The organism is Thermomonas sp. (assembly GCF_023953935.1).
Classification (GTDB): domain Bacteria; phylum Pseudomonadota; class Gammaproteobacteria; order Xanthomonadales; family Xanthomonadaceae; genus Thermomonas.
Map to the genome: position 1 here is coordinate 77,948 of NZ_JAMLIW010000003.1, position 23,150 is coordinate 101,097.

The 23,150-nt window shown below is 63.9% G+C and carries 17 protein-coding genes; 3 read left to right on the forward strand and 14 right to left on the reverse strand.

What is annotated here, in order from left to right:
* Positions 1-160: 160 nt before the first annotated feature.
* Positions 161-694 carry a hypothetical protein gene (locus tag M9902_RS04690; RefSeq protein ID WP_297221372.1) on the reverse strand — a complete coding sequence of 178 codons (534 nt, stop codon included), beginning with the start codon at positions 692-694 and terminating at the stop codon, positions 161-163.
* 196 nt (positions 695-890) lie between these two features.
* Here M9902_RS04690 and M9902_RS04695 point away from each other — a divergent pair, with 196 nt between their 5' ends.
* Positions 891-3,164 carry a sodium-translocating pyrophosphatase gene (locus M9902_RS04695; protein ID WP_297221373.1) on the forward strand — a complete coding sequence of 758 codons (2,274 nt, stop codon included), beginning with the start codon at positions 891-893 and terminating at the stop codon, positions 3,162-3,164.
* A gap of 114 nt (positions 3,165-3,278) precedes the next feature.
* Here the strand turns inward: M9902_RS04695 and M9902_RS04700 are convergent, their stop codons facing one another.
* From M9902_RS04700 to pilB, 3 genes are read right to left on the reverse strand one after another with little or no spacing between them, the layout of a single operon-like run.
* On the reverse strand, positions 3,279-4,142 hold the full coding sequence (locus tag M9902_RS04700) for an A24 family peptidase (RefSeq protein WP_297175314.1): 864 nt from the start codon (positions 4,140-4,142) through the stop codon (positions 3,279-3,281).
* Between the two features lie 19 nt (positions 4,143-4,161).
* Positions 4,162-5,433 carry a type II secretion system F family protein gene (locus M9902_RS04705; RefSeq protein WP_297175311.1) on the reverse strand — a complete coding sequence of 424 codons (1,272 nt, stop codon included), beginning with the start codon at positions 5,431-5,433 and terminating at the stop codon, positions 4,162-4,164.
* 11 nt (positions 5,434-5,444) lie between these two features.
* Positions 5,445-7,172 carry a type IV-A pilus assembly ATPase PilB gene (pilB, locus tag M9902_RS04710; protein ID WP_297175308.1) on the reverse strand — a complete coding sequence of 576 codons (1,728 nt, stop codon included), beginning with the start codon at positions 7,170-7,172 and terminating at the stop codon, positions 5,445-5,447.
* A 233-nt stretch (positions 7,173-7,405) separates the two neighbouring features.
* Between pilB and M9902_RS04715 the strand changes: the two genes are divergently transcribed.
* Both M9902_RS04715 and M9902_RS04720 read left to right on the forward strand, forming a co-directional pair.
* Positions 7,406-8,620, forward strand: a complete 1,215-nt coding sequence (locus M9902_RS04715; RefSeq protein WP_297221374.1) for an ATP-binding protein — start codon at positions 7,406-7,408, stop codon at positions 8,618-8,620.
* A gap of 85 nt (positions 8,621-8,705) precedes the next feature.
* Entirely contained in the window at positions 8,706-9,572 is an 867-nt protein-coding gene (locus M9902_RS04720) for a glycosyltransferase family 2 protein (RefSeq protein WP_297221375.1), read from the forward strand.
* Between the two features lie 63 nt (positions 9,573-9,635).
* Here M9902_RS04720 and M9902_RS04725 read toward each other — a convergent pair whose 3' ends face one another.
* From M9902_RS04725 to M9902_RS04770, 10 genes are all read right to left on the reverse strand, one after another.
* Complete coding sequence (locus M9902_RS04725) at positions 9,636-10,175, reverse strand: acyltransferase (protein WP_297221376.1); 540 nt, start codon at positions 10,173-10,175, stop codon at positions 9,636-9,638.
* The gene (locus M9902_RS04730) at positions 10,175-10,972 is read right to left on the reverse strand and encodes a TylF/MycF/NovP-related O-methyltransferase (RefSeq protein WP_297221377.1); all 798 of its coding nucleotides are present in this window, start codon (positions 10,970-10,972) and stop codon (positions 10,175-10,177) included. The genes M9902_RS04725 and M9902_RS04730 overlap by 1 nt, the downstream gene beginning before the upstream one ends.
* 3 nt (positions 10,973-10,975) lie before the next feature.
* On the reverse strand, positions 10,976-11,758 hold the full coding sequence (locus M9902_RS04735) for a class I SAM-dependent methyltransferase (protein ID WP_297221378.1): 783 nt from the start codon (positions 11,756-11,758) through the stop codon (positions 10,976-10,978).
* A gap of 35 nt (positions 11,759-11,793) precedes the next feature.
* Positions 11,794-12,702 carry a lysylphosphatidylglycerol synthase domain-containing protein gene (locus tag M9902_RS04740; RefSeq protein WP_297221379.1) on the reverse strand — a complete coding sequence of 303 codons (909 nt, stop codon included), beginning with the start codon at positions 12,700-12,702 and terminating at the stop codon, positions 11,794-11,796.
* A gap of 20 nt (positions 12,703-12,722) precedes the next feature.
* The gene (locus M9902_RS04745) at positions 12,723-14,876 is read right to left on the reverse strand and encodes a bi-domain-containing oxidoreductase (protein ID WP_297221380.1); all 2,154 of its coding nucleotides are present in this window, start codon (positions 14,874-14,876) and stop codon (positions 12,723-12,725) included.
* Positions 14,873-15,754, reverse strand: coding sequence for a class I SAM-dependent methyltransferase (locus M9902_RS04750; RefSeq protein ID WP_297221381.1), 882 nt, complete (start codon positions 15,752-15,754; stop codon positions 14,873-14,875). The genes M9902_RS04745 and M9902_RS04750 overlap by 4 nt, the downstream gene beginning before the upstream one ends.
* The gene (locus M9902_RS04755; RefSeq protein WP_297221382.1) at positions 15,747-16,985 is read right to left on the reverse strand and encodes a hypothetical protein; all 1,239 of its coding nucleotides are present in this window, start codon (positions 16,983-16,985) and stop codon (positions 15,747-15,749) included. The genes M9902_RS04750 and M9902_RS04755 overlap by 8 nt, the downstream gene beginning before the upstream one ends.
* The gene (gene asnB, locus M9902_RS04760; protein ID WP_297221383.1) at positions 16,982-18,871 is read right to left on the reverse strand and encodes an asparagine synthase (glutamine-hydrolyzing); all 1,890 of its coding nucleotides are present in this window, start codon (positions 18,869-18,871) and stop codon (positions 16,982-16,984) included. The genes M9902_RS04755 and asnB overlap by 4 nt, the downstream gene beginning before the upstream one ends.
* A gap of 2 nt (positions 18,872-18,873) precedes the next feature.
* Complete coding sequence (locus M9902_RS04765; protein ID WP_297175284.1) at positions 18,874-19,926, reverse strand: DUF354 domain-containing protein; 1,053 nt, start codon at positions 19,924-19,926, stop codon at positions 18,874-18,876.
* 127 nt (positions 19,927-20,053) lie between these two features.
* Positions 20,054-23,140: a fused MFS/spermidine synthase gene (locus M9902_RS04770; RefSeq protein WP_297221384.1), complete on the reverse strand. Its 3,087-nt coding sequence runs from the start codon at positions 23,138-23,140 to the stop codon at positions 20,054-20,056.
* Between the last annotated feature and the right edge of the window lie 10 nt (positions 23,141-23,150).

Sequence of the window (23,150 nt, forward strand, 5' to 3'; positions counted from 1 at the left end):
GACAAGCCAGTCCTGAGCCTGTCGAAGGGCTCAGGGCGAATGGGGTGGGCCGTGGCGGTGGACGGGAAGCAGGGAGCAGGGGTCAAGCAGTGCGACGATTCCGTTCGTGGTGAGCCTGTCGAACCATGAACGAAATCATTGCCGATCAAGCCACGCCCCCCTATCGGCATTCCCTGCCCTGCACGGCCAGCTGCACCGCGTAGCGCGGGATGGCTTGGTGCTGGGCGGCGTTGGCGGGCGCCAGGTTCTCGCGCAGGTACACCCGCACCCGGCCCTGGGCATCACGCTTGGGCGTCTCGTTCGGGTCGCGTTCGCGCCACAGGCGAACCACCGCCAGCTGCGCCGGGCAGCGTGCGCTGGGCACGCGGATCTCGTCATTGAGGACCCAGCCGCGTTGCACGCTTGGCCGCACGCTGGCGGCTTCGACCAGCTGTGCACGCGCCATGCAGCGGGGACGCGACGGTTCTGCGGCCAGCGCAAAGGGCTGGCCTTTCTTGCCGGTAAACCGCCCCTCCAGCCGCGCGCAGGCTTCCGGAATCACGCGCAGGGTGAAGGCAGCGCCATCCGCTTGTGCGGGCAGCGGCTGGCGGCGGATTTCCGGTGCCGGATCGGCGGCGTTCGCCGCGCCGAGCGGGCCGAGCAGGCTCAAGACCAGTACGCAAGCCAGTCCTGGCGCAGGGCGGATGGATGGCATGAACTCCCCCAGATGGCCGGAAATGGCCCGGAAACGGCCTTCCAGACTGGCATGATTCGCCTGAATCCGGGGTATTGGCCGGTTTTTCGATCCAAACCCGTTCCGATTGCCCCGCATCTGCGCGATAATTGCAGGGTTGCCCCGGACGCGGGCACGCCAAACACCGCAATTTTCACGCTACTCCGGGGAGAGTTCCATGCTGGAGCAATACGGTTTAGTGCTGGCGCTGGTCTGCGCCGGTATCGCGATCCTCTACGGCCTGTGGGCGGCCGCGTGGATCAACAGACAACCCGCCGGCAACGAGCGGATGCAGCAGATCGCCGGCGCGATCCAGGAAGGCGCGCGCGCCTACCTCAACCGCCAGTACACGACCATTGCCGTCGCCGGCGTGGTGCTGCTGGTGCTGATCGGGTTCTTCCTGAGCTGGCACACCGCGATTGGCTTTGCCATCGGCGCGATCCTCTCCGGCGCCGCCGGCTACATCGGCATGAACGTCTCGGTGCGCGCCAACGTGCGTACTGCCGAGGCGGCCCGTGCCGGCATGGGTCCGGCGATGAACGTGGCCTTCAAGGGCGGCGCGATCACCGGCATGCTGGTGGTGGGCCTGGGCCTGCTGGGCGTGGCCGGCTACTGGTACGTGCTGACCAGCGTGATGGGCGTGGAGCAGGAAAAGGCCCTGCACGCGCTGGTCGGGCTGGCCTTCGGCTCGTCGCTGATCTCGATCTTCGCCCGCCTCGGCGGCGGCATCTTCACCAAGGGTGCGGACGTCGGCGCGGATCTGGTCGGCAAGGTCGAAGCCGGCATCCCCGAGGATGATCCGCGCAACCCGGCGGTGATCGCCGACAACGTGGGCGACAACGTCGGCGACTGCGCCGGCATGGCCGCTGACTTGTTCGAAACCTATGCCGTCACCGTGATCGCCACCATGCTGCTGGGCGGGCTGATGGTCGCCACCGCCGGTACCCACGCGGTGCTGTACCCGCTGGTGCTGGGCGGCGCCTCGATCATCGCCTCGATCATCGGCGCCTTCTTCGTCAAGGTCAGCGGCAGCAACCCCAACATCATGGGTGCGCTGTACCGCGGCGTGATTGTTTCCGCCGTCCTCGCCGCTGCGGCGTTCTATCCGATCACCCACCAGCTGATGGCGGATTCGTCCTTCGGCGCGATGAACCTGTACGGCTGCGCGCTGATCGGGCTGGTGCTGACCGGCGTGATCGTGTGGATCACCGAGTACTACACCGGCACCCAGTACGCGCCGGTCAAGCACGTCGCGCAGGCGTCGACCACCGGCCACGGCACCAACATCATCGCCGGCCTCGGCGTGTCGATGAAGTCGACCGCGCTGCCGGTGCTGGCGGTGTGTGCCTCGATCCTCGGCGCCTACGAGCTGGGTGGCCTGTACGGCATTGCCATTGCCGCCACTTCGATGCTGTCGATGGCGGGGATGATCGTGGCCCTGGACGCCTACGGCCCGATCACCGACAACGCCGGCGGCATCGCCGAAATGAGCGAGCTGCCGGCCGACGTGCGCAACGTGACGGACCCGCTGGACGCGGTGGGCAACACCACCAAGGCCGTCACCAAGGGCTATGCGATCGGTTCGGCCGCATTGGCTGCACTGGTGCTGTTCGCGGACTACACCCACAACCTGGAAGCCGCCAACGGCGGCATGAAGTTCGCCTTCGACCTGTCCGACCACATGGTCATCATCGGCCTGCTGATCGGCGGCCTGATCCCGTACCTGTTCGGCGCGATGGCGATGGAAGCCGTGGGCCGTGCGGCCGGCGCGGTGGTGGAAGAAGTGCGCCGCCAGTTCCGCGAGATCAAGGGGATCATGGACGGCACCGGCAAGCCGCAGTACGACAAGGCCGTGGACATGCTGACCAAGTCGGCGATCAAGGAAATGATCGTGCCGTCCCTGCTGCCGGTCGCGGTGCCGGTGGTGGTCGGTCTGGCGCTGGGCCCGCAGGCGCTGGGTGGTCTGTTGATCGGCACGATTGTGACGGGCATCTTTGTGGCCATTTCGATGACCACCGGCGGTGGCGCCTGGGACAACGCCAAGAAGTACATCGAGGACGGCAACTTCGGCGGCAAGGGCTCCGAGGCGCACAAGGCCGCCGTGACCGGCGACACCGTGGGTGATCCCTACAAGGACACCGCCGGCCCCGCCGTCAACCCGCTGATCAAGATCATCAACATCGTGGCGCTGCTGATCGTGCCGCTGCTGCCGGTCAACGTTGCCAACACCACGCCGACCGCCGCGCCGGTGGCGATCGAAGCCACGGCCACCGAGGTGGTGGTCGATACCGCGGCAGCGGTGGATCAGGCAGACACCGCGACCGTCGGTGAAACCGCAGCGACGTCGCCGGAGGCCGTCCCTGCGGACGACGCGGCAATGCCGAATGCGGCATCGGCCGACGGCGCGGATACTCCCGCGCAAGCCGGACACGAGAGCCCGAACGGCCATTGATCGCGGCCAGCGGTGAAAACGAGAACGGCGGCCCGCTAGGCCGCCGTTTTTCTTTCTGCCGGGAAGTCGAGGTGGATGCTGGCCTGCGCCGGCATGACGGATAGATGCCGACGCTTAAGCCATCCCCGACACCCGCAGGTACCATCCCACCAGATTCGGGCCCCACATGAAGCTGACCCAGCCGGCCACGGCCAGATACGGGCCGAACGGGATCGGCGTGGCCTTGTCGCGGCCTTTGGCCAGGAGCCAGATCGAGCCGATCACGGCGCCGAGGAACGAGGAAATCAGGATCGTGGGCAAGATCCCCGCCAGTCCGGTCCAGGCCCCCAGTGCGGCCAGCAGCTTGAAATCACCGTGGCCCATGCCTTCCTTGCCGGTCAGTTGCTTGAACACCCAATACACCGACCACAGGCTCATGTAGCCGGCCATCGCGCCCAGCAGCGCCGGCTTGGCCGGCATGTACAGGTTGTCGCTGGCGGCTATCAGTCCCAGCCACATCAAGGGCAGGGTCAACTGATCCGGCAGCAGCTTGGTGCGCAGGTCGATCCCGGACAGTGCAATCAGGAAGCTGGTCAGGATCAGCGCGCCGAAGCACTTCCAGCCGAAGCCGAAGCGCCAGGCGCAGGCCAGGAACAGCAGCCCGGTGATCAACTCGACCAGCGGGTACTGGAAGGAAATCGGCTGCCTGCAGTTGCGGCATTTCCCGCCCAGCGCCAGCCAGCTCAGCAGCGGGATGTTCTCGAACCAGGCCAGCGGGTGGTTGCAGCGCGGGCAATGCGAGCGCTCCACCACGATCCCCGGCGGCGGCGGCTCGTACAGATCGGTCTGTTCGAGGATCTCACGCGCATCGCGCCGCCAGCCCCATTCCAGCCGCGGCGGCAGGCGCAGGATGACGACGTTGAGAAAGCTGCCGATCAGCAGGCCCAGCCCGGCCACGGCGGGAAAGCCGAGGCCGGGATGCGCATCGAGGTAGGCCATCTGGAATTCGGGATCCGCCTTACATCACGGTCGCGGCGAGCTTGAAGATCGGCAGGTACATCGCGACGATGATCGAACCCACCAAGCCTCCGATGATCACCATCACCATCGGTTCAATCAGGCTGGACAGCGAATCCACGGTGTTGTTGACTTCTTCCTCGTAGAACTCGGCGATCTTGAACAACATGGTGTCGAGCGCGCCGGCCTCTTCGCCGATCGCCGCCATCTGCACCACCATGTGCGGGAACAGGCCCACCTGTTTCATCGCCACGTTGACCGGATAGCCGACCGCCACGTCTTCCTGGATCTTGCGGACGGCGACCTCGTACACCCGGCTGCCGGTGGCGCCGGCCACGCTGTCCAGCGCTTCCACCAGTGGCACGCCGGCCTTGAAGGTGACGGCCAGGGTGCGGGCAAAGCGGGCAATGGCGGATTTGTGCAGGAGCTCGCCGATGACCGGAATCTTCAGCATGGCCCTGTCGACCGCCTGCTTCAGGTTGTCCGAGCGCTTGTAGACGTAGAAGAAGCCAGTGAAGGCAGCGAAAAGGATGATGCCGATCAGCCAGAAGTACTTGACGACGTAGTCGGAGATGCCGAACACCAGTTTGGTGAACGCCGGCAGGTCGGCGCCGAAGCTCGAGAACGCTTCCTTGAACATCGGGACCACGAAGATCATCAGCACCGCGCTGATGAGGATCGCCACGGCAATGACGGCCGCCGGATAGAACAGCGCCTTCTTGACCTTGCCCTTGATGCTCTCGATGTTTTCCTTGTAATTGGCGATCGTCTCCAGCACGGTTTCCAGCACGCCCGAGGCCTCGCCGGCGCGCACCAGGTTGCGGTAGAGCTCGTCGAACTGGACCGGGTACTGGCTCATCGCCTCGTAGATGGATGAACCGCCTTCGATGTCGTTGCGAAGGCTGTTAACCATCTTCTTCATGTTCGGATTCTTGTTGCCCTGCGCGATGATCTCCAGCGCCTGCACGATCGGCACGCCGGATTTCATCATGGTGGCAATCTGGCGACTGAAGATCGCGATATCGCGTGCCGAGATCTTCTTGCCGCTACCGCCAAACAGGGGCTTGGGCTTGGCCTTGACCGTGGTCGGGGTGATGCCCTGCTTGCGCAGCTCGGCGCGCAACAGGTTGACGGAGCGTGCCAGCTGTTCGCCCTTCATTTCCTTGCCGCGCTTGTCGCGGCCTACCCAGACGAACTCCTGCAACTGGTTCGCCTGGCGGGACTCGGCCTTGCTGCGGGCCTTGCTGACGGCGGCTCTGCGTGCTGCGGACATGGTGTTCCCCTTCAGTCCTTGGTGACGCGGTTGATCTCGATGAGGCTGGTGATCCCCTGTTTCACCTTGTCGAGCGCAGAGCGCCGCAAATCGCGGACACCGCTGCGCGCCGACGCCTCGGTCAATTGTTGGACATTACCACCAGCGAGGATGATTTGCTGGATTTCTTCGGTCATCGGCATCACCTGGTAGATGCCGGCACGGCCCTTGTAGCCGCCGGTGCACTGGTCGCAGCCCACCGCTTCGTACACGGTGATGCCTTCATGGATCTCGTCCGCGTTGAAGCCTTCGGCCAGCAGCGCGTTCTCCGGCAGCGGCACCGCGCGCTTGCAGTCGTGCAGGCGACGCACCAGGCGCTGGGCAATCACCAGGTTCACCGAACTGGTGATGTTGTAGGGCGCGATGCCCATGTTCATCATGCGGGCGATGGTCTGCGGGGCGTCGTTGGTGTGCAGCGTCGAAAGCACCATGTGGCCGGTCTGGGCCGCCTTGACCGCGATCTCGGCGGTTTCCAGGTCGCGGATTTCGCCGACCATGATCACGTCCGGGTCCTGGCGCAGGAAGCTGCGCAGGGCGGCGGCGAAGGTCATGCCGCGCTTGGCGTTCTGCTGGACCTGGTTGACGCCGGGCAGACGGATTTCGACCGGGTCTTCCACCGTGCTGATGTTGCGGGTTTCATCGTTCAGGATGCCCAGCGCGGTGTACAGGCTCACGGTCTTGCCCGAGCCGGTCGGGCCGGTCACCAGCACCATGCCGTAGGGCTTGTGGATCGCGTCCAGGAAGAGCTTTTGCTGCTCGGGCTCGTAGCCGAGCTTGTCGATGCCCATCCTGGCCGCGCTGCTGTCGAGGATACGCAGCACCGCCTTTTCGCCAAACATGGTGGGCAGGATGCTGACGCGAAAGTCGATCTGCTTGGTCTTGCTGATGTTGAGCTTGATGCGCCCGTCCTGCGGCACGCGCTTTTCGGCGATGTCGAGCTGCGCCATCACCTTCAGTCGCGCCGAGATGCGCGAATGCATCTTCACGGGCGCCTTCTTGGCAATGCGCAGGATGCCGTCGATGCGGTAGCGAACCCGGTAATCGGTTTCGTAGGGTTCGAAGTGGATGTCGGAGGCTCCCTTCTTGATCGCGTCCAGCAGCGCCTTGTTGACGAACCTGACGACCGGGGTATCTTCGCCACCGGCATCCGGGGCGGCGTCGTTGTTGAGGTCATCATCGCCGCTGCCGATGTCCAGGTCCTCCAACCCCTCCGCGTCTTCGAGGTCGTTGGCCAGGGCATCGGCCGCTTCCAGCCACAGTTCTAGGCAGCGCTTGATCTGGTCGGCATCGACCAGCAGCGGCTCGACGGTCAGGTTGGTGTGGAACTTGAGCTCTTCCAGCGCATGGTTGTTGGTCGGGTCCGAGGTGCCCACGAACAACCGCCCGCCGCGCTTGAACAGCGGCAGCACGCCGTGCTTGCGCAGCAGATCCTCCTTGACCAGCGCCATGCCCGACTGCGCCGGGTCGATCGCCAGTGCGTCCACCAGCGGCATCCCGAATTCCGCCGAATTGGCGGCCGCGACGGCAGCGGACGAGACCATCCGGTGTTCCAGCAGATAGGTGGGCAGGGGAGTCTTTTCCGCCGTCGCCGCGTCCATCGCCTTGCGCGCGACGGCCTCCTCCAGCGCCCCGTCCAGCACCAGACGCCGGGCGATGCCGGTGATTCCCATCAGATTGGCGGCGGGGGTGGCTGTGGCCATGGTGCAGGCGCTCCTTTGCTTGTTGTGGACTTTAGCGCAATCCGGCCAGGAAGCGTACAGGGCCGGGGCCACAAAGGGTTTCCGTGCCGGGGAGGCCGTTCATTCCGGCGCGATCATTCCAGATTGGACGGGCATTGATTCCAGATTGGACGGATCTATAATCCAGATCGGACGGTTCTCGACGATTGCGTTGGACAGTGGATATCACATCCGGAAAACCGCTTCCAAGATTCATGGCCAGCTTGGTCGGACAAGCGCTGGCCGACACCCCCGTGGTTCTGGTCAACGGCCCGCGCCAGTGTGGGAAGACCACGTTGGCCCGACAGTTCTCCGGCGTTGCCCGCGCATGGATGACGCTGGATGACGAAACCCAGTTGGCAGCCGCACTCGCCGACCCGGTTGGCTTCATCGATGCGCATGGGGACATGGCCATCGACGAGGTGCAGCGCGCGCCGGCATTGCTGCGCGCCATCAAGCGCTCGGTCGACGAGAACCGCAAGCCGGGACGCTTCCTGCTGACCGGCTCCACGGATGTCCTGTCCTTGCCAAGTATCGCCGACAGCCTGGCAGGGCGAATGGAAATCGTGGAGCTGCTGCCCTTTTCCCAGGCTGAATTGCGGGGTCAGCCCTCCGGGCTGTTGCCCAGATTGTTTGCGGGCAAGCTGCCACAGGTGGAGGCCCGAGTGCCCCTCGGCGCGCCCACGCTTGAGCAGCGTGTGTTGTTGGGCGGATACCCGGAGATGCTTGCCCGCGCCCTGCCGGCCCGTCGCCAGGCGTGGGCACGCGATTACGTGCGCGCCATCGTGCAGCGTGACGTGCGTGACATCGCCCAGATCGACAAGCTGGACAAGCTTCCATTACTGCTTCGTGCCACCGCGCAGCAAAGCGCGCAACTGGCCAACTTCAACCAGCTTGCCGGGCAACTGGGCATGGATGCCAAAACGGCCCGCAAGTACGCGGGCATCCTTGAACAGGTTTTCCTGATCAAGCGTCTGGAACCTTGGGCCAACAACTACCTCTCACGTCTGGTCAAAACCCCCAAGCTGCATCTGCTGGATACCGGCCTGTTGGCAACCTTGCGCGGGCTGACGCACGAGCGCCTGATCCGCGACCGCAAGGCCTGGGGCGTGCTTCTGGAAACCTTCGTCCATGCCGAATTGCTGAAGATGCTGCCGCTGCAAGACCAGGCCTGCCGCCTGTTCCACTACCGCGACAAGGACCAGCTGGAAGTGGATGTCGTGCTGGAAACCGACGGCGGTGACGTGGCGGGCTTTGAAGTGAAGGCCGCAGCCTCGGTGAACGCCGGCGATTTCACCGGCCTGCGCAAACTGGCGAAGCTTTCCGGAGGTGCTTTCATCGGCGGCATGGTGCTGTACGACGGAGCCCATGTCGCCAGCTTTGGCGGGAACCTCCACGCCGTTCCTTTTTCCGCACTGTGGACGCCGTGACGGCCTTGCCAAATGACAGGTGCCGGAATCGCACGCCAAAAACCCGGCCCTTCCCTAAGTCCCTCAATCAAGCTACCTTGCCGTGATGGGCCAATCCGCTTCCCTCAGCATCGTCCTGCCCGCAAAAAACGAGGCGGAAGGCCTGCAGCGCACCCTGCCCGAGCTGCGGCAGCGCTTCCCCGAGGCCCAGATCATCGTGGTGGACGACGGCTCCACCGACGCCACCGCCGACATCGCCGCCGGCCACGGCGCCCAAGTGTTGCGCAGCCCCTATTCGATGGGCAATGGCGCCGCCGTCAAACGCGGCGCCCGCGCCGCCAGCGGGGACATCCTGGTGTTCATGGACGCCGATGGCCAGCACGGCGCCGAGCACGTGGCGGCGCTGTTGGCGAAACTGGCGGAAGGTTTCGACATGGTGGTGGGCGCGCGCAACGCCAGCGGCCAGGCCAGCCTGTCGCGCGGGCTGGCCAATGCCTTCTACAACCGTCTCGCCAGCTGGATGACCGGCCACCGCGTGGAAGACCTCACCTCCGGCTTCCGCGCCGTGCGTGCCGACAAGTTCCGCGAGTTCCTGCACCTGCTGCCGAACGGATTTTCCTATCCCACCACCAGCACCATGGCGTTTTTCCGCAGCGCCTATGCCGTTGCCTATGTGCCCATCCCGGTGGCCAAGCGCGTGGGAGCCAACAGCCACATCCGCCCGATCAAGGATGGCATCCGATTCCTGCTGATCATTTTCAAGATCGCCAGCCTGTATTCGCCGTTGAAGCTCTTTGCACCGACGGCAGTTGTTTTTTTCGGTGCTGGCGCGGGCTGGTATGCGTGGACCCTCCACGAATCGGGCCGTTTCACCAACATGAGCATGCTGCTGTTCAGCGCGGCAGTAATTGTCTTTCTGATTGGATTGATTTCAGAGCAGATCACCAATCTGACTTATCGCCGCGATGGGTGAAATTGGTTGGAGTCCGCGTGCCATCAACTTCAGTGAAGTGCGGACACGGATGTGACCAGACGGTCAGGTGCGCATGCGCACCACGCGTGCCGGAACACCGGCTACGACCGCATAATCGGGGACGTCCTTGGTGACGACAGCGCCAGCCGCGACGATGGCCCCACGTCCGATGCGCGTGCCGCCGAGCAAGATTGCGCCTGCACCGATCCAGGCGTCCTCGGCGATCATGATCGGTGCCTGTTCCGGGCCTGACCAGCGCATCGGCTCATCGTGACGGTCGGGGATGCGATGCCCGGAGCTGATGAGTTTGCTGCCGTGTCCTACCATGCTGCGTGCGCCGATGAACACATTGCCGCCACACAGCAGAATCACGCCGTGGCCGATGGTGACATCGTCGGCGATCTCGAGTTTGCGGTAATCATCTACCCACACGCCGCGCCAGATCTTGACGCGTGCGCCAAGTTTGCTGCCTCGAGCACGCACCAGTGAGGTCTTGACCCACATGCTCATGGCATCCTGTGGCAGGACGGCCATCGCCAGCTCCACGCCATAATTGAGGAGTGAAGTGAAAAAGCTGCGCCGAGGATTCGCGGTGAGTGTCATCAGGGTTTGAGAATGAGGCCTTGGCCTGTGGGCAGGACAAGTAAAGGCACGTCGTGCTCATGGGCGAAGGCATCGAACGCAAGTCGCTGGGCGCCGTGTTTGCGCCAGCCGTAGTCGTCCAAAACCATGGCCGCTCCAGGCGACAGGCGATCCCAGAACCTCTCAGCGGCGGCAATCTCGGGGGCCGTCGCATTCATGTCAATGGACAGGAATGCGATGCGCGTGGCGTCCACCTGATCCAAGGTGTCAGGCACTGTCCCTCGAATGATGCGTACTTGGTCGGTGAAGGGCGCGAAGGTTCGTTGTACGGCTTCGTGGCATGGCACATAGCCGCCACCGCGCAGCCCGGCTTGGCGCTCTCCATCCGTCAATTGACTCTCCACGAGTCCCTCGAAGGTGTCGAGAAGAAAGAAGCGCTTGCCCAGCTTCGGGAAATCCGTGTAGCGGATCACGCTCATCGCGTACCCGCCGCGATTGACTCCGCACTCCACGAAGTCACCGGGCAGTGCCGCACCGCGCGCTGCGGCCCAGCACACTACGTGGGCGCGCCAGCGCAGATCGCCGTGTGGCCACGAGCCGGTATCTTGGCCTGCCGCATAGGCCTCCAGAAATGCCTTGTCGTCCTCGAAGCTCGGGTAATGTGCTGAGACCAGACCGTCTTCGTTGTAGCGCGCACGCCCATACAGCGGGCGGTTCAGCCAGTTGCCGCTGTGGCGATTGATGCGGCGTACCATCCGCTCCAAGGTGGAATCCGGGATGCGGTCCTTGAGCCAATTGCGCAGGCCTTGCATGGTCATGCCTCAGCGCGTGGCGCGAATCATCAGGTGCCAGCCCGCAAGCCGCGACAGCAGCCGATACAGCGGCCGCGGTGTCAGCCTGAACAGGCGACCATACCCTTCGCCGAAAACGAAATCGCTTTGCACTTGGACACTTGAGAACTTCGCGAACATCTGTTGTACCTCGGCTTTCGTGAAGCGACGCACCACCGGGCACAGCTCGTCGCGATCCTCGAACGGGACACGCGTCAGGCGATGTGCCCATTCATTGAGCGATCGGCGGTGGTACAACATGACCAAGGCCTGTCCGCCGGGCTTGAGCACCCGCCAAGCTTCGTCGATGCAGGCCTGAGTGTCCGGAGCATGGTGCAACACGCCGAATGAATACACGTAATCGAAGGCCTGGTCCGGAAATGGCAGCGCGTCGCCGCTTGCGCACAGGTAGCGTGCGTCCCAGCCATGCTGGCGAGCACGGCGCTCGGCTGTCGCTGCGCCGATGTGGGTCAAATCCACGGCGGTCACGCGCAGGCCATGCTCCACCATGCGCGCGCTGTCCAAGCCGATGCCGCAACCGACTTCAAGAACGTGCAACCCCGGCTGCATGGATGCAATCCAGGCGGGCAGGTGTCGATGGGAGCGATAGCGTTGGATCTCAAGGTCGAGGAAGTACTTGTCCGAGCCACGCCCGCCATCGCTGACCGTTCGACCCATGATGCGTTCGGCGTTGACATTGCGCGTCCAGAAGTCCGAGACCTCCCGGTGCAGGCCGGGAGTGGAGCCGCGGTTGGCGGATTCAATTGGTTTCATCGGGACGCGGTTGCAGCAAAGGTGAGAGCACTAGACTAGCCTACCGGGCGCGCTTCGTCGTCGTGAGCCCGGGGGGCGTGATTCGGCCAGAACAGGGAGGGCAACCAGGCAATTGTTATCGTCAACCCACGCAGCACCAGATAGACGCCCAACACGGATTGTCCGCGCAAGCCGATCAACGCGAACAGCGCCATCGCGGAGACTTCAACCGTGCCGAGGCCATTGAAACTCACCGGCACATAGGCCACAAGCCCGGCGCCGTGGGCGATGGTCGTTGTTGCAAGGTAGCTGGGCGCAACGAGCGATGTTTCACGCAACAGGAGCCAGTAGGCCAAGCCGGTCAGCGCCATCTTCAGCAACGTCACGCCCAAGTTTCTCAAGACCAGTGGCACCGGCGTCCCGGCGGCATCCAGAATGACGCGCACGAACCGCCAGCCGCTTGCCGCCGGAGTCAGCCTGTTGCGCAAATGCCGAGCGCCCAGCCAACCTGCGAGTCCCGCCGCCAGCATTCCCGTGAGTGCCCAGAGGGTGGATGCGCCAGTGGCCCGGCCGGTGAAAAACGGAATGCACGCGGCGGTGGCGGCCATGCAGGCAACCGTGATGAGCTTGTCGGCCAGAATGCGAGAGGCGATGAATGGCAAATGGCTGGCGCGGTAGCGCTTCAATTGCCACGCCGTGCTGAACATGTCGGCGACCTGGCCAGGGAGCGAGATCCCGATGGCCCACGAGCGCCAGAAGATGCCGAGAAATGACGGGAATCCGAGGATGCCGCGCAATTCGGCGATGTCGTACAGATTCCTGGCGCCGAGGATGGTGCCAGCAACCACGGCCAGAGCCGCACCGGCGATCGACAGCGGGTTCATTGATCCGATCACGGTCATGACCCTGCCGATGCCGGCCAGCTGCAGAGCCCACGCCATCAGGCAGAGGCCCAGCAGGGTCAACAGGTAGCGGTTTGGAGACTTCACGGATTGCGGTCGACGGTCGCCCGGTCGGAGACCTCGATGGCCAGGCGGGAGCTTGCGAAGTATCCATCGACGCCAATGGCAGGCCCGGTGCCGGCCGCGGCAGCGAGAAATGCCGCCAATTGCGCCCGGTGGCCCTTGTCCACGGCAAGGCGCGCGGTGGTCTTGTGGCGCCACCAGCGTCCCGGGGTCTCCAGTGTTTTGAAGTCGATCAGGCGCGCCTGGTGACCGCCGCTGCACGCCTCGACGGTTTCGGTCGGGAAGCGCGGGTTGCCGTTGGACAGGTAAGACACCGTGGCCACCGAGCCATCGGCAAAGCGCAACGTCACCGCAACCGATTCCACCGGCGTGTCACGACGGCTCTGACCAAGCGGTGCCACATGAAAGTCGGTCAGAGGCGCCCCCACCAGCCAGCAGCAAAAATCCAGATGATGGCAGCCTTCACCCAGGATCACCCCGCCGCCTTCGCGGGGATGATGCAGCCAGTGCTCTGCCGGGCGTGCGCCGACATTGGCGAGGTAGTTCACGAACATCGGCTGGCTGCGTGCCTGGAAGCCGGCTTTCATTCGCACCGCGAGCGGCGCGTAGCGGCGATTGAAGCCCACCATGACCTGTTTGCCGCTGCGTGCCTGCGCATTGATGACGGCTTCCAGCGAGGGTCCATCCAGTGCCAATGGTTTCTCGACGAATACATGCTTGCCGGCTTCCAGCACCTGGCGGGCGATCTCGGCGTGCGAATCGTGTCGGGTCAGTACCAAGACGGCGTCGGTGGAATCATCCTCCAGCACCGCCGCCAACTCGGAGGCTGCAAAGGCAAACCCGTGGCGCTGCGCCAGGGCTTGGGCGCGCAGTCCGGTCTGCGAAACCACCCCACGCAGGTGAACCCGCATGCCCTTGAGCAGCGGCAGAAACTCGTGGGTGGCAAAGCTGCCGGCACCGATCACGCTCAGGCCCGGTTCGGCATTGCCGTTGCTGCTGGAGGGTTTCACCTGGACGCATGGCACGCGCCGCTGGGTTGCTACGGGCGGGCCCCCGGCATAGGTCAACAGCACGCCGATACCACGCGCTTCGGCAGCGCTGCCCAACGCAGCAAACGCATCGGCTGCGTTGCTCACGGCGAATCGGTGGGTGGCCAGCGGCGTCAGGTCGATGTTCCGCAAGGCAAGCTGGTCAAGAAAGGCGGCCAGATTGCGCTCTTCGGTAAAACGCACATAGCCCAGCGGATAGTCGTGCCCGTCCACCTCGTAGCCAGGATCACCGGTGCCGGGGCCATAGGCCATCGAGGTGTGCAGCGACAGTTCCTTGAACAGATAAGTCTCACGCGGAGCGTGCATCAGGGTGCGACCAACGACGACGACGCGCCCCTTGCGGCGACAGAGCTCGCCGGCAAGCTCGACTGGCCCGGCATCATCGGTGGCCGCGGTGATGATGACCGCGTCGGCACCATGGCCGGCGGTAAGGCCATGGACCATGCCCGCCACTGCGTCGCCGGCTTCGATGGCATCGCCCCAGCCGTTTTCGCGCAACAGCGCCACACGATGTGGATCGATGTCCACCCCAATCACCCGACAGCCATTGGCGCGCGCCAACTGGCACACCAGCAGGCCCACCAGACCCAGCCCGATGACCACCACCGTCTCGCCCAGTCTGGTTTCCGCAATGCGCAGGCTTTGCAGCGCGATGGCGCCGACCGTGGCAAATGCGGCGTGCTCGTCGCTTACCGCATCAGGGATCGGAACGCACAGGCGGCGTGGCACGCTGACGAAATCAGCGTGGCTGGCCCAGCCTTGGCCTGCGCAGGCCACGCGTTGGCCTGGCTGGAGTCCCTGGCAGTCCGCGCCGACTGCCTCGACCACGCCGGCGCAGCTGTAGCCCAGCGCCACCGGCATGTCGAGCGCGCGCTGCGCCACCTGGTAGGCCGTGAGTGGGCCCTGCGCGCGTGCCAGTTCGATGAGTTTCAAGGCCTGTTCCGGCCGTGCAAGCGCCTTGCCGAATGGGTTCTTGCGACCCAATTGCAGGGTTGCGCTTTCAGTGCCGGCGCTGATCAGCGAAAACGTGTTGCGCACCAGCACGAAGCCGGGACGGCCCACGGGAGCGGGCACCTCACGCACCTCGATGGAGCCATCTCGAAGGTTGGCGACGACCTGTCTCAAGGTTCAGCTCCTGAAAGCGGGCGAGCGATGACGATGAATCCCTTGTGCAGCAATTCCTGCTCGCTGTAATCGGCAAGCTCTGCGCGAATATCCGGTGTCAAGAGAGCCTCTCCTTCCTTGGGCAACCAGCGCCATTCCTGGATCCGGAATTCGCGCTCCAGAAGACGCCGATAGTCCGCCGCCCGCGCTCGATTGAGCCAAGAGGGTATCTCCGTGTGGCGGCGTGCGCGCAGTTGGTCCCACGGCGCAACCTTGCGTGATGGTGCGGTATCAGGATGTTTCCAGGCGATATGGTGACCGCCGGAGAGGCTGGTGAAATGATGCACGTACAGATAGGCAATGCCGTCCGGTTTGAGCGTGCGGCGCATCTCGGCGAAGGCCGCCTCCAGATCGTCGACATGTTCCAGCACTTCATGCGAGATGATCACATCCAGCGAGTGGTCCTGGAGTGGGAGCTTGTTGTTGACGATATGCGCAAGTTGCAACTTGTCGAACCGCAACGGCTTGCCGAATTCGCGCTCGAGACGACGGTAGTAGCGGTTTGCGAATGCAAGATCCCATGCGGCGGTTCGCAGTGTCCGCTCCAGGCCGTTGCTCCCCAGAAGTTGCCGATACTTGGACCAGGAACGCGCGGTCTGCGTCACTTCGGTGTCTGCTCCGATTGCGTCGGCGCCGTCGGAAGCCAGCAGCAGGCTGAGCCAGAAGGTTTTTCCGCAACCGAAATCCAATATTCGGCGGCCCGTGACCTCCCCGTAGAAATCCCGGAAGCTCCGGTAGAACTCGGAGTGCTCGACTGCAAAATCCGGCGTATTGCGCAATGCGTACACCAACATCGACGCGTACAGACCTGGCTTCCCGGGGAAAATCGGATCAGGCATCGTGCGGTCCCGGGTTTGCAGCTTGTCGTTCAGTCATGTCAGGCAATGCGCCGGGGAACGGTAGCAGACTCGACAACGCTCTCGCCATCCAGCCATTGTTCCAGCGCAGGAAAAAAGTGCGCTGTGTGCGCCAACGCGTTTGCCGGTACCAGAACGCGCCCTTGCCATCATACAAGTGCCGGATCGCCCAAGTGGCAATGCGTTCCGCGAGCTCTGGAAATTCTGACTGATGGCGGCTGAAGGTCAGAATTCCTTGTGCGCTGCCGTGGACATCGTGAGGGTAGCGTTGGTCGCTCATCCAACGTGGCGCACCATCGGATTCGAACAGCCGTGCTGCGTAGAAGGCAAGTCCGTTCTGGTAGGCAGGCATCCATTCAAAATCGCCGGTTGCGTGCATGTAGCGCCAAAGCGCATCCAGGATGAATCCGGTGTGGTAATTGTCGATGCGCACGGGCGAAGCTTCGGGTGGGTCGGTGTACCACCAGGCCCCCTCCGCGGTCTGCCGATCCACGACAAAACGGACCAGACGCCGCGCAGTGTCTGGGTGGCATGTGGTATTGCGCACGGCATCCAACCGGGCGAGCAGGGCGCCGATCAGGATGCTTACATCCATCACCCGCATGTGCATCTTCAGTGGCATGTAGCCAAGGCAAAGCTGATTGACGGTTTGATGCAGAATGGGCAGGTCGTTGAGCAGAAACGGCAGGGCGTCCTCTACCAGTTGCAGCGGTCTTGATTGTCCGTTGGCCGCGTGGAGATCGAGCAGCGCTTCGCAGACGAAACAGGTGACCACCGCATTGGGCATGCCGCGGGGCGCAAAGAAACCCAGATCCTGCCATGGATATTGATACCCCCAAGCCTGTCCCGACCAAGCTCCCTTGGCGCTGCGCAGGCCCTCCAGCAGCGCGCATAAAGCCTCTGCTTGATGCAAGTCTTCAGCCCGGCCTTGTGCGCGCCAGCGCTGGACAAAGGTTTGCAGGAACAGCGCCAGACCTTTTGGGTTGTGGACCTCGGGTACGCGCAGCAACGTGCGCAAGTCTACGGGGAATCGCATCACGCCTTGCAATGCGAGGATCCGAGTCGGTCGACTCCATCCGCACAGCGCCCGGAGCAGCGGGCTGTTCAGGCCGTCGTGCTTGTCGTGGCCACGCCACTGGCTGGCGGCGCTGAATGCAAGCACCTGATCAAGGATATGCGCCAGTTGCAGGTCCTGCCCACGTGTCGGGTTCATGGCAAGACTCTGGCGATGGGCGGCGCATGGCGTGGTGGTGCAGCAGCCTGTTCGAACAGTTCCAGCCAGCGATGGGACAGCGCCATCAGCAGCAACATGAAAAAATGCCAGCGGTGGGCGCGGCGTCGATCCAACGCCTGGAGCCGGGTCACGAAGGAGGGGTTGAACAGACCGTGTCGATGCACGCGTTCCGGCGATAGCCAATCCGCGAGGATCGGGCCAAACAGGTGATCCAGATTGGCGGCGATATCCAACTGGAAGCCGCTCTTCGGGCGATTCAGCAGATGCGCTGGCAGCGTGTTCGCGAAAGCGGCGCGCAGGCGATTCTTGCGACCCGGCCGATCCTGCGGCGGCCACCCGGCCGCGGCAACAAGCCATGAATCTACGAACGGCACCCGCACTTCCAGCCCCACGCCCATGCTGACCCGGTCTTCCTGCCAGAGCAGATCATCCACCATTTTGTTTCGCCATTCGAAGGTGGCCATGGCCGCAACTGGATCAAGCTCTTCTGGCCAGCGCTCGGCAATCCAGGCTTGCGCGTCAGGAAGCGGCTGATCCAGCATTCTTGGGCCGTAGATGCTTTCACGTGGGAGGCTGCCGTCCCAGACATTGCGCAACAGGCCGTAGGCGTATGCCGGTTGCCGAGCATGCGCCAACATGCTGGCGGCACGGCCGGCTTCTCCGAAACCGCCGTGGTGCCGGGCGAGCAGTCCAGCGGCGATGCGGCCAACCGGACGTGCCAACGGCCCCAACAATCTGCCGGCCTGCGACCAGCGCGCCAGGTGCGCGTGCGCTCGATAGCCGAGGAACAATTCATCGCCACCCAAGCCCGACAGGCAAACCTTGCTTTGACCTGCGGCCAGTTGTGCGACCGCTGCCGATTGCAGCGCGTTGATTTTCGGAACTTCCAGATGCCACAGCAGCCAGTCCAGGATCTCGGTTCCGACCGGGGCAAGATCGCCTGCAAAGTGATCGATACCAAGCCAGCGTGCTGTCTCCCGTGCGTTGGCGAGCTCTGCCGGGTCATCGCCAACGTTCATCGTGAAGCTGGTGATGCGTTGCTCGGCCAGCTTCGCCGCCGCGTGGGTGATGATGCCGGAATCGAGGCCGCCCGAGAGATAGCATGCGACCGGCACATCGGCCACCAAATGCGCCCGGACGGCATCGAAGATTGCATCGTGCAAATCCGTCGCAGCGACAGGACCAGGCGTCTGCACATCGAATTGCCGCACGTGCTGGCGCCCTGAAGTCCATTCAAGATATGTGCCCGGTGCAAGCTGGCTGACCCCACGCAGAAGACCGCTACCTCCTGCGGGGTACCGCATGTTGAGCAGCAGGTGCAACTGGGCCGCGTCGAGTTCCGGTCTCCAGCCCGGGATGGCGAAGAACGCCTTGGCTTCGGAAGCGAACCAGAGACATTGCGAGTCTCTGCGAAGGAACAGCGGCTTGATGCCAAGGGCGTCGCGCGCCAGCAGGCCGACTCCGCTATCCCCGTTCCAGAAGGCGAGTGCGAACATGCCGCGCAGCTTGCCGAGCGCGCTGGCACCCTCACGCCGCAGCAGTTCCAGAACGACCTCGGTATCGGAGTGTGTGCGCAAAGCTGCGCCATCACGCACCAATTCGTCCCGCAATGACTGATAGTTGTAGATCTCGCCGTTGAAGGTGATTGCGCAGCGTTCGTCGGCCGACCACATCGGCTGCTGACCGCCCTCGGGGTCGATGATTGCCAGGCGCACGTGCCCGAGAAAACCTGTCGCATCAGGAAGGCAGGCCACACCACGCCCGTCCGGACCGCGATGGGCGATCTGGTCAAGCATGCGCTGTGCGAGGGCGTGACCCGCGTCGGGCGAGACGCCAGACCCAAACCAGCCGGCCAGGCCGCACACCGTCAGCGGCCTGCCGCTGCAGCCGCAAGCACCGTGTCTGCGGCAAACGCTGCCACGTCCACGGTCTCGGCCAGAAGCTTCGCGCGGGCGGCTTTGCAGGTCGTTTGATCCTGTGCCAAAAGCCAGTCGCAAGCAGCAAGGACGGAAGTCGCGTCCAGTTGCCTCACGTTGCGCACAAGCCCGTAGCGGGACTCCTGTTCATTGGTGTACCCGCGTGGCGAGTGTGCGGCATATACGGCGGGAACGCCAAGCACTGCGGATTCCGATGCCATGGTCGCGCTTTCGCCGAAATAGCCGGCACAGAAAGCCATCAGGTGGTGCAACTCGCTGACCATGCCCGTGTACTGGTATTCGCGCAGCGCGTCGGGCAAGGGAGTTTCGGAGGAAATCACCACCTTGCCGTGCGCGGAGAGGCGTTCGACGATCTGCTGCGCACGTTGTATGGACAATCCGCTATCGCCCAGATCGTGGTTGGCGGTCCACGCGACGAGGCGCAGCAAAAAGGTGGGTCGAGTTGCGTCGAGGCCCGCCTGCAAGGCGCGTCCGTGATCAGGCTGGAACCGACCCGGTCGCAGATAGGACAACTCGTGATAGCCGGCGTAGCGGAGCTCGCGGCGCCTGGGGACCCAGCTCTCGTAGCAGCGTGGGACCGCCACCCGGCTTGCCAAGGGATAGGTCATGGCGTTTTGCAGTTTGGCGATTTCGGTGTCGTAGAACACGACCGCGGGAATGCGAGCCAGGAACGCCGCGTGTGCCGCGAAAACGCCGCCGATGGCCGTGATGACTTCCGCTCTCGTTTGCCGAGCAAAGCGGAAAAGAGCCAGATCGCGATGCATCAATTCACGCGCAAGTCCGGCAATTCCGGAGCGAGACGCACCCATGGATTGGCAATCCAGACCGAATTCGCGAATCAGCGGCAACGCCACGTCCTTGTCACGCGCGGCCATGTAGACCTCGTGACCGGCCTCCCGCCACAACTGGATCGGGTTCCGGAAGAAATGCACGTGGGCCGGATGGCACAAATCAACGAGAATGCGGCGCGGCGTGGATGACATGGGATGCACGAAAGGCTGGGTGAGGGCACTTGTTGCCGGTTTCAGGTGCCTCCAGTGTGGGACAAGCGGGTCAGTCTTGCGAGTACCCGAACCGATCGCACTCGGCGCGGGGGAGTGCTTGTGCGTCTCACTGCCCAGGCACATTGCAGTGCGCTGCAGCTTCAGGCCGCAGCTCGCCTGCCGCCATCGCCAGCAGGAAATTGCGGGCGCGTGCCTCGTTTTCATTCATGGGAATGCGCGCCCCCAATCGGCGGTGGGCGTTGCAAACGGCCTCCCAGTTGCCCTGCGCCGCATCGGCCGCCAGAAGGGCAAGCAGTGCGGTGCCATCCATGGTTTCGGCTTCCGGATACGCGCCATCTTGACGCAGCGAAAACCAGGCTTCGCCTGCGGCTTTCATCGCCTGCGGATCGCGACTGGATGTGCTTTCGATCAGCGCAAGCGCGTGGTCGAAGGCCGGGCTCGACAGTCTGCATGTCTGCAGCACGGGCAGATGCCAGACGGGCGCAAGTGCGTCCGCAGGCAGGTAGGGCATCGTGCGTCCGGCGATCTCGTTCAAGTGTTCAAGAAGGCCCCGCAGTGGCGCGTCGTTGTCAGGACAGCGCGCTGCCAGCGTGAGGAACTGCGTGAGCCTGGCGCGCGTGTCCAGATCCAGCGCAGTCGCACTTGCTGGGTCGAGCAGAAATGCGGCTCTCTGGCGTGCTTCGACGGTGCGCTGCTCGGCGGTGAACAGATCGCTCAGCGGCAACGGGATGGAAGTTGGCAATGCGTGGCGGATGCCCAGCATCTCCAGCACGGGTTGATCGAGGATGGTCAAGCCCGTGAAGCCGCCGGCGGCGAGGCGCATGAAGCGTGTTCGAGGAGCCTCCAAACTCAGATAGGGGTAGTAATCAGAGTTTTCCTCCCCACCGTACTCGCGCCCGAGGGCGCGCAGCAGTCGGGCGTCGGCGACTTTGTGGAAGGCCAGTTGTTCCCGAGATGTGATCCCGAGTCGTGAAAATTCGGTGCCGAGTACGCCACGGAGAACGCGAGAGTAATCCACGGGTGGCAATTGAGGCTGAAGCGTGGCAACGATGATCAGGTCAGAGTCGCTGCTCAACCACGCGGCGTAATCCCCGAACTCGGGGGTAAGCGTGTTCAGGATTGAGCTGACGAGGTGGTCGTCGATTTCGTAGAGCTGCACCCATTGCACGAACAAGCCATCAGGTTTCAGGTGACGCGGGATGAAGCGATAAAATTCCTTCGAAAAGAGTGAAGCAACGCCGCTGACCCAAGGGTTGGAGGGTTCGGAAATGATGATGTCGTATTTGTTCCTGCGCCCCGCGAACCACGCTTTCGCGTCGTCGATCACGATGTGTGAGCGCGGGTCGGTGTAGGCGCGGCTGACCTGCGGCATGAACGCCATGGCTCCCTGAACCATGGCGGGCTCGATCTCCACCGTGTCCACTCGACGTACCCTTGAATCGCCCAAGGCGGTGTGTGTGGTGAGGCCCGAGCCGAAGCCGATGATGCCGACGTCGGCAGGAGTTGAGAGCATGGCCAATGGCAGTGCAGCCGCCAATCGCATGGTGAGCTCTTCGTCTACCGGGCGTATTTCCGGTCGCATGGACAGTCCTGCGTCCACTTTGCCATTGGTGGCGATGGCTCCCAAGCCATTTTGGCTTGCAATCACGGAAACGCTTGCCGTCTTTCCATCCCGGTAGAAGACGACGCGATTGGATGGATCAAGTCTCGCGTGCCCGTTGCGAAAGACGCCTGACGCCAGCTGCAACGGATCAAACGGCACCTGTGTCACCGCCAGCCCCAGCGCCATGGCTGCGGCCAGTCCGGCGCCGGCAAACCGCGTCATCTCCCGGCGGGAATCCGCGCACGCCCGCAGCAGAGCCAGCCCGACCGCCATGTCGATGAGCGCCGCGGTGCTCAGGGCCAGCTTCAGGCCCAGGAAAGGAATCAGGAAGTGGATGGCGAAGAACACGCCAACGATCGCCCCCAGCGTGTTCCAGGCGTAGACCCGGCCGATGGAGCGCTCGCCAAACCCGGCGCGCAGCAGCGCCACGGTGAACAGCGGCAGCGTGGTCCCGGCGAAGAACGCGGCCGGCAGCATGATCGCGATGGCAACCGCCGCCGTGCCGAGATTGAACAAGACGTAGCCCCCGTTTGAAGGAGGGAGGTTCTTGACCAGCCAACCGACCCATTCGAACGAATTGGCATACAGCACCAGCGAGGCCAGCGCTGCCAGACCCATGGCGACCTGCATCCAGCCAGCCAGACGAAGCGGTACCGGCGAGCTATCAGCTCGCTTGCGAACCCACAGCCCGCCAAAGGCGATGCCTGCGATGAAGGAAGCCAGCATCAGTTCGAAGGCGTGCTGGGTGCTGCCGACCGCCAGGCTCAGCATCCGGATCCAGGTGATTTCATAGACGAATGATGCGGCCCCCGAAATCGCCGTTGCCAGCAACACGCCGTACAGGAGTTTTTGCCGCAGTCCTTGACCAGCGTCCTGCGCGGCGGTGGGCGCTGGTGGCGATTCGGTGGCATGCCCCAGCCGCCAGGCCAGAGCGGCCACCGCGAAATTGAGCAGACCGGCGGTGATTGTCGTGCCCGGCAGCCCGACCGCCGGGATCAGCACGAAGACACTGACCAATGCGCCGATCGCGGCGCCGATGCTGTTGGTAAAATACAGCCCGCCCAGCGTATCGCCATCCTGTCCCGGAAAGCGCCGGATCAGGCCGCCGCTCATCAACGGGAAGGTCATGCCCAGCAAGATTGTTTGCGGCAGGATCAGCAGGCTGGCCAGCCCCCATTTGACGACTGCGACCGCTGGCGCCGAATCCAGCATCGGAATCAGGGTGTCGTAGCCGAACGCGGTGGCGTGGGTGAAGATCCAGTGGAAGGCCAGCCCGAGCGTGCCGATCACCAGCTCCACCACGGCGTAGCCGCGCAGCAGGTTGCGCCAGCGCGTGCCCACCCGCGCGATCCACGCCGAGCCCACCGCCATGCCGCCCATGAACAGCGCCAGCACCAGCGCCTGCGCATAGGCCGCATGGCCAAGGAACAGGCCCAGATAGTGCGACCACACCGACTGGTAGATCAGCCCGGCAAAGCCGGACAGCACGAAGATGGCGAGCAGCCAGAGGCGTGCAGCCGATCGGTTGGCCATGTGTGAAGTTCCTTGAGTTGACCGCGACATCATGGTGCTTGCCCCGCAGTAGCGCAATGCGGTGCGG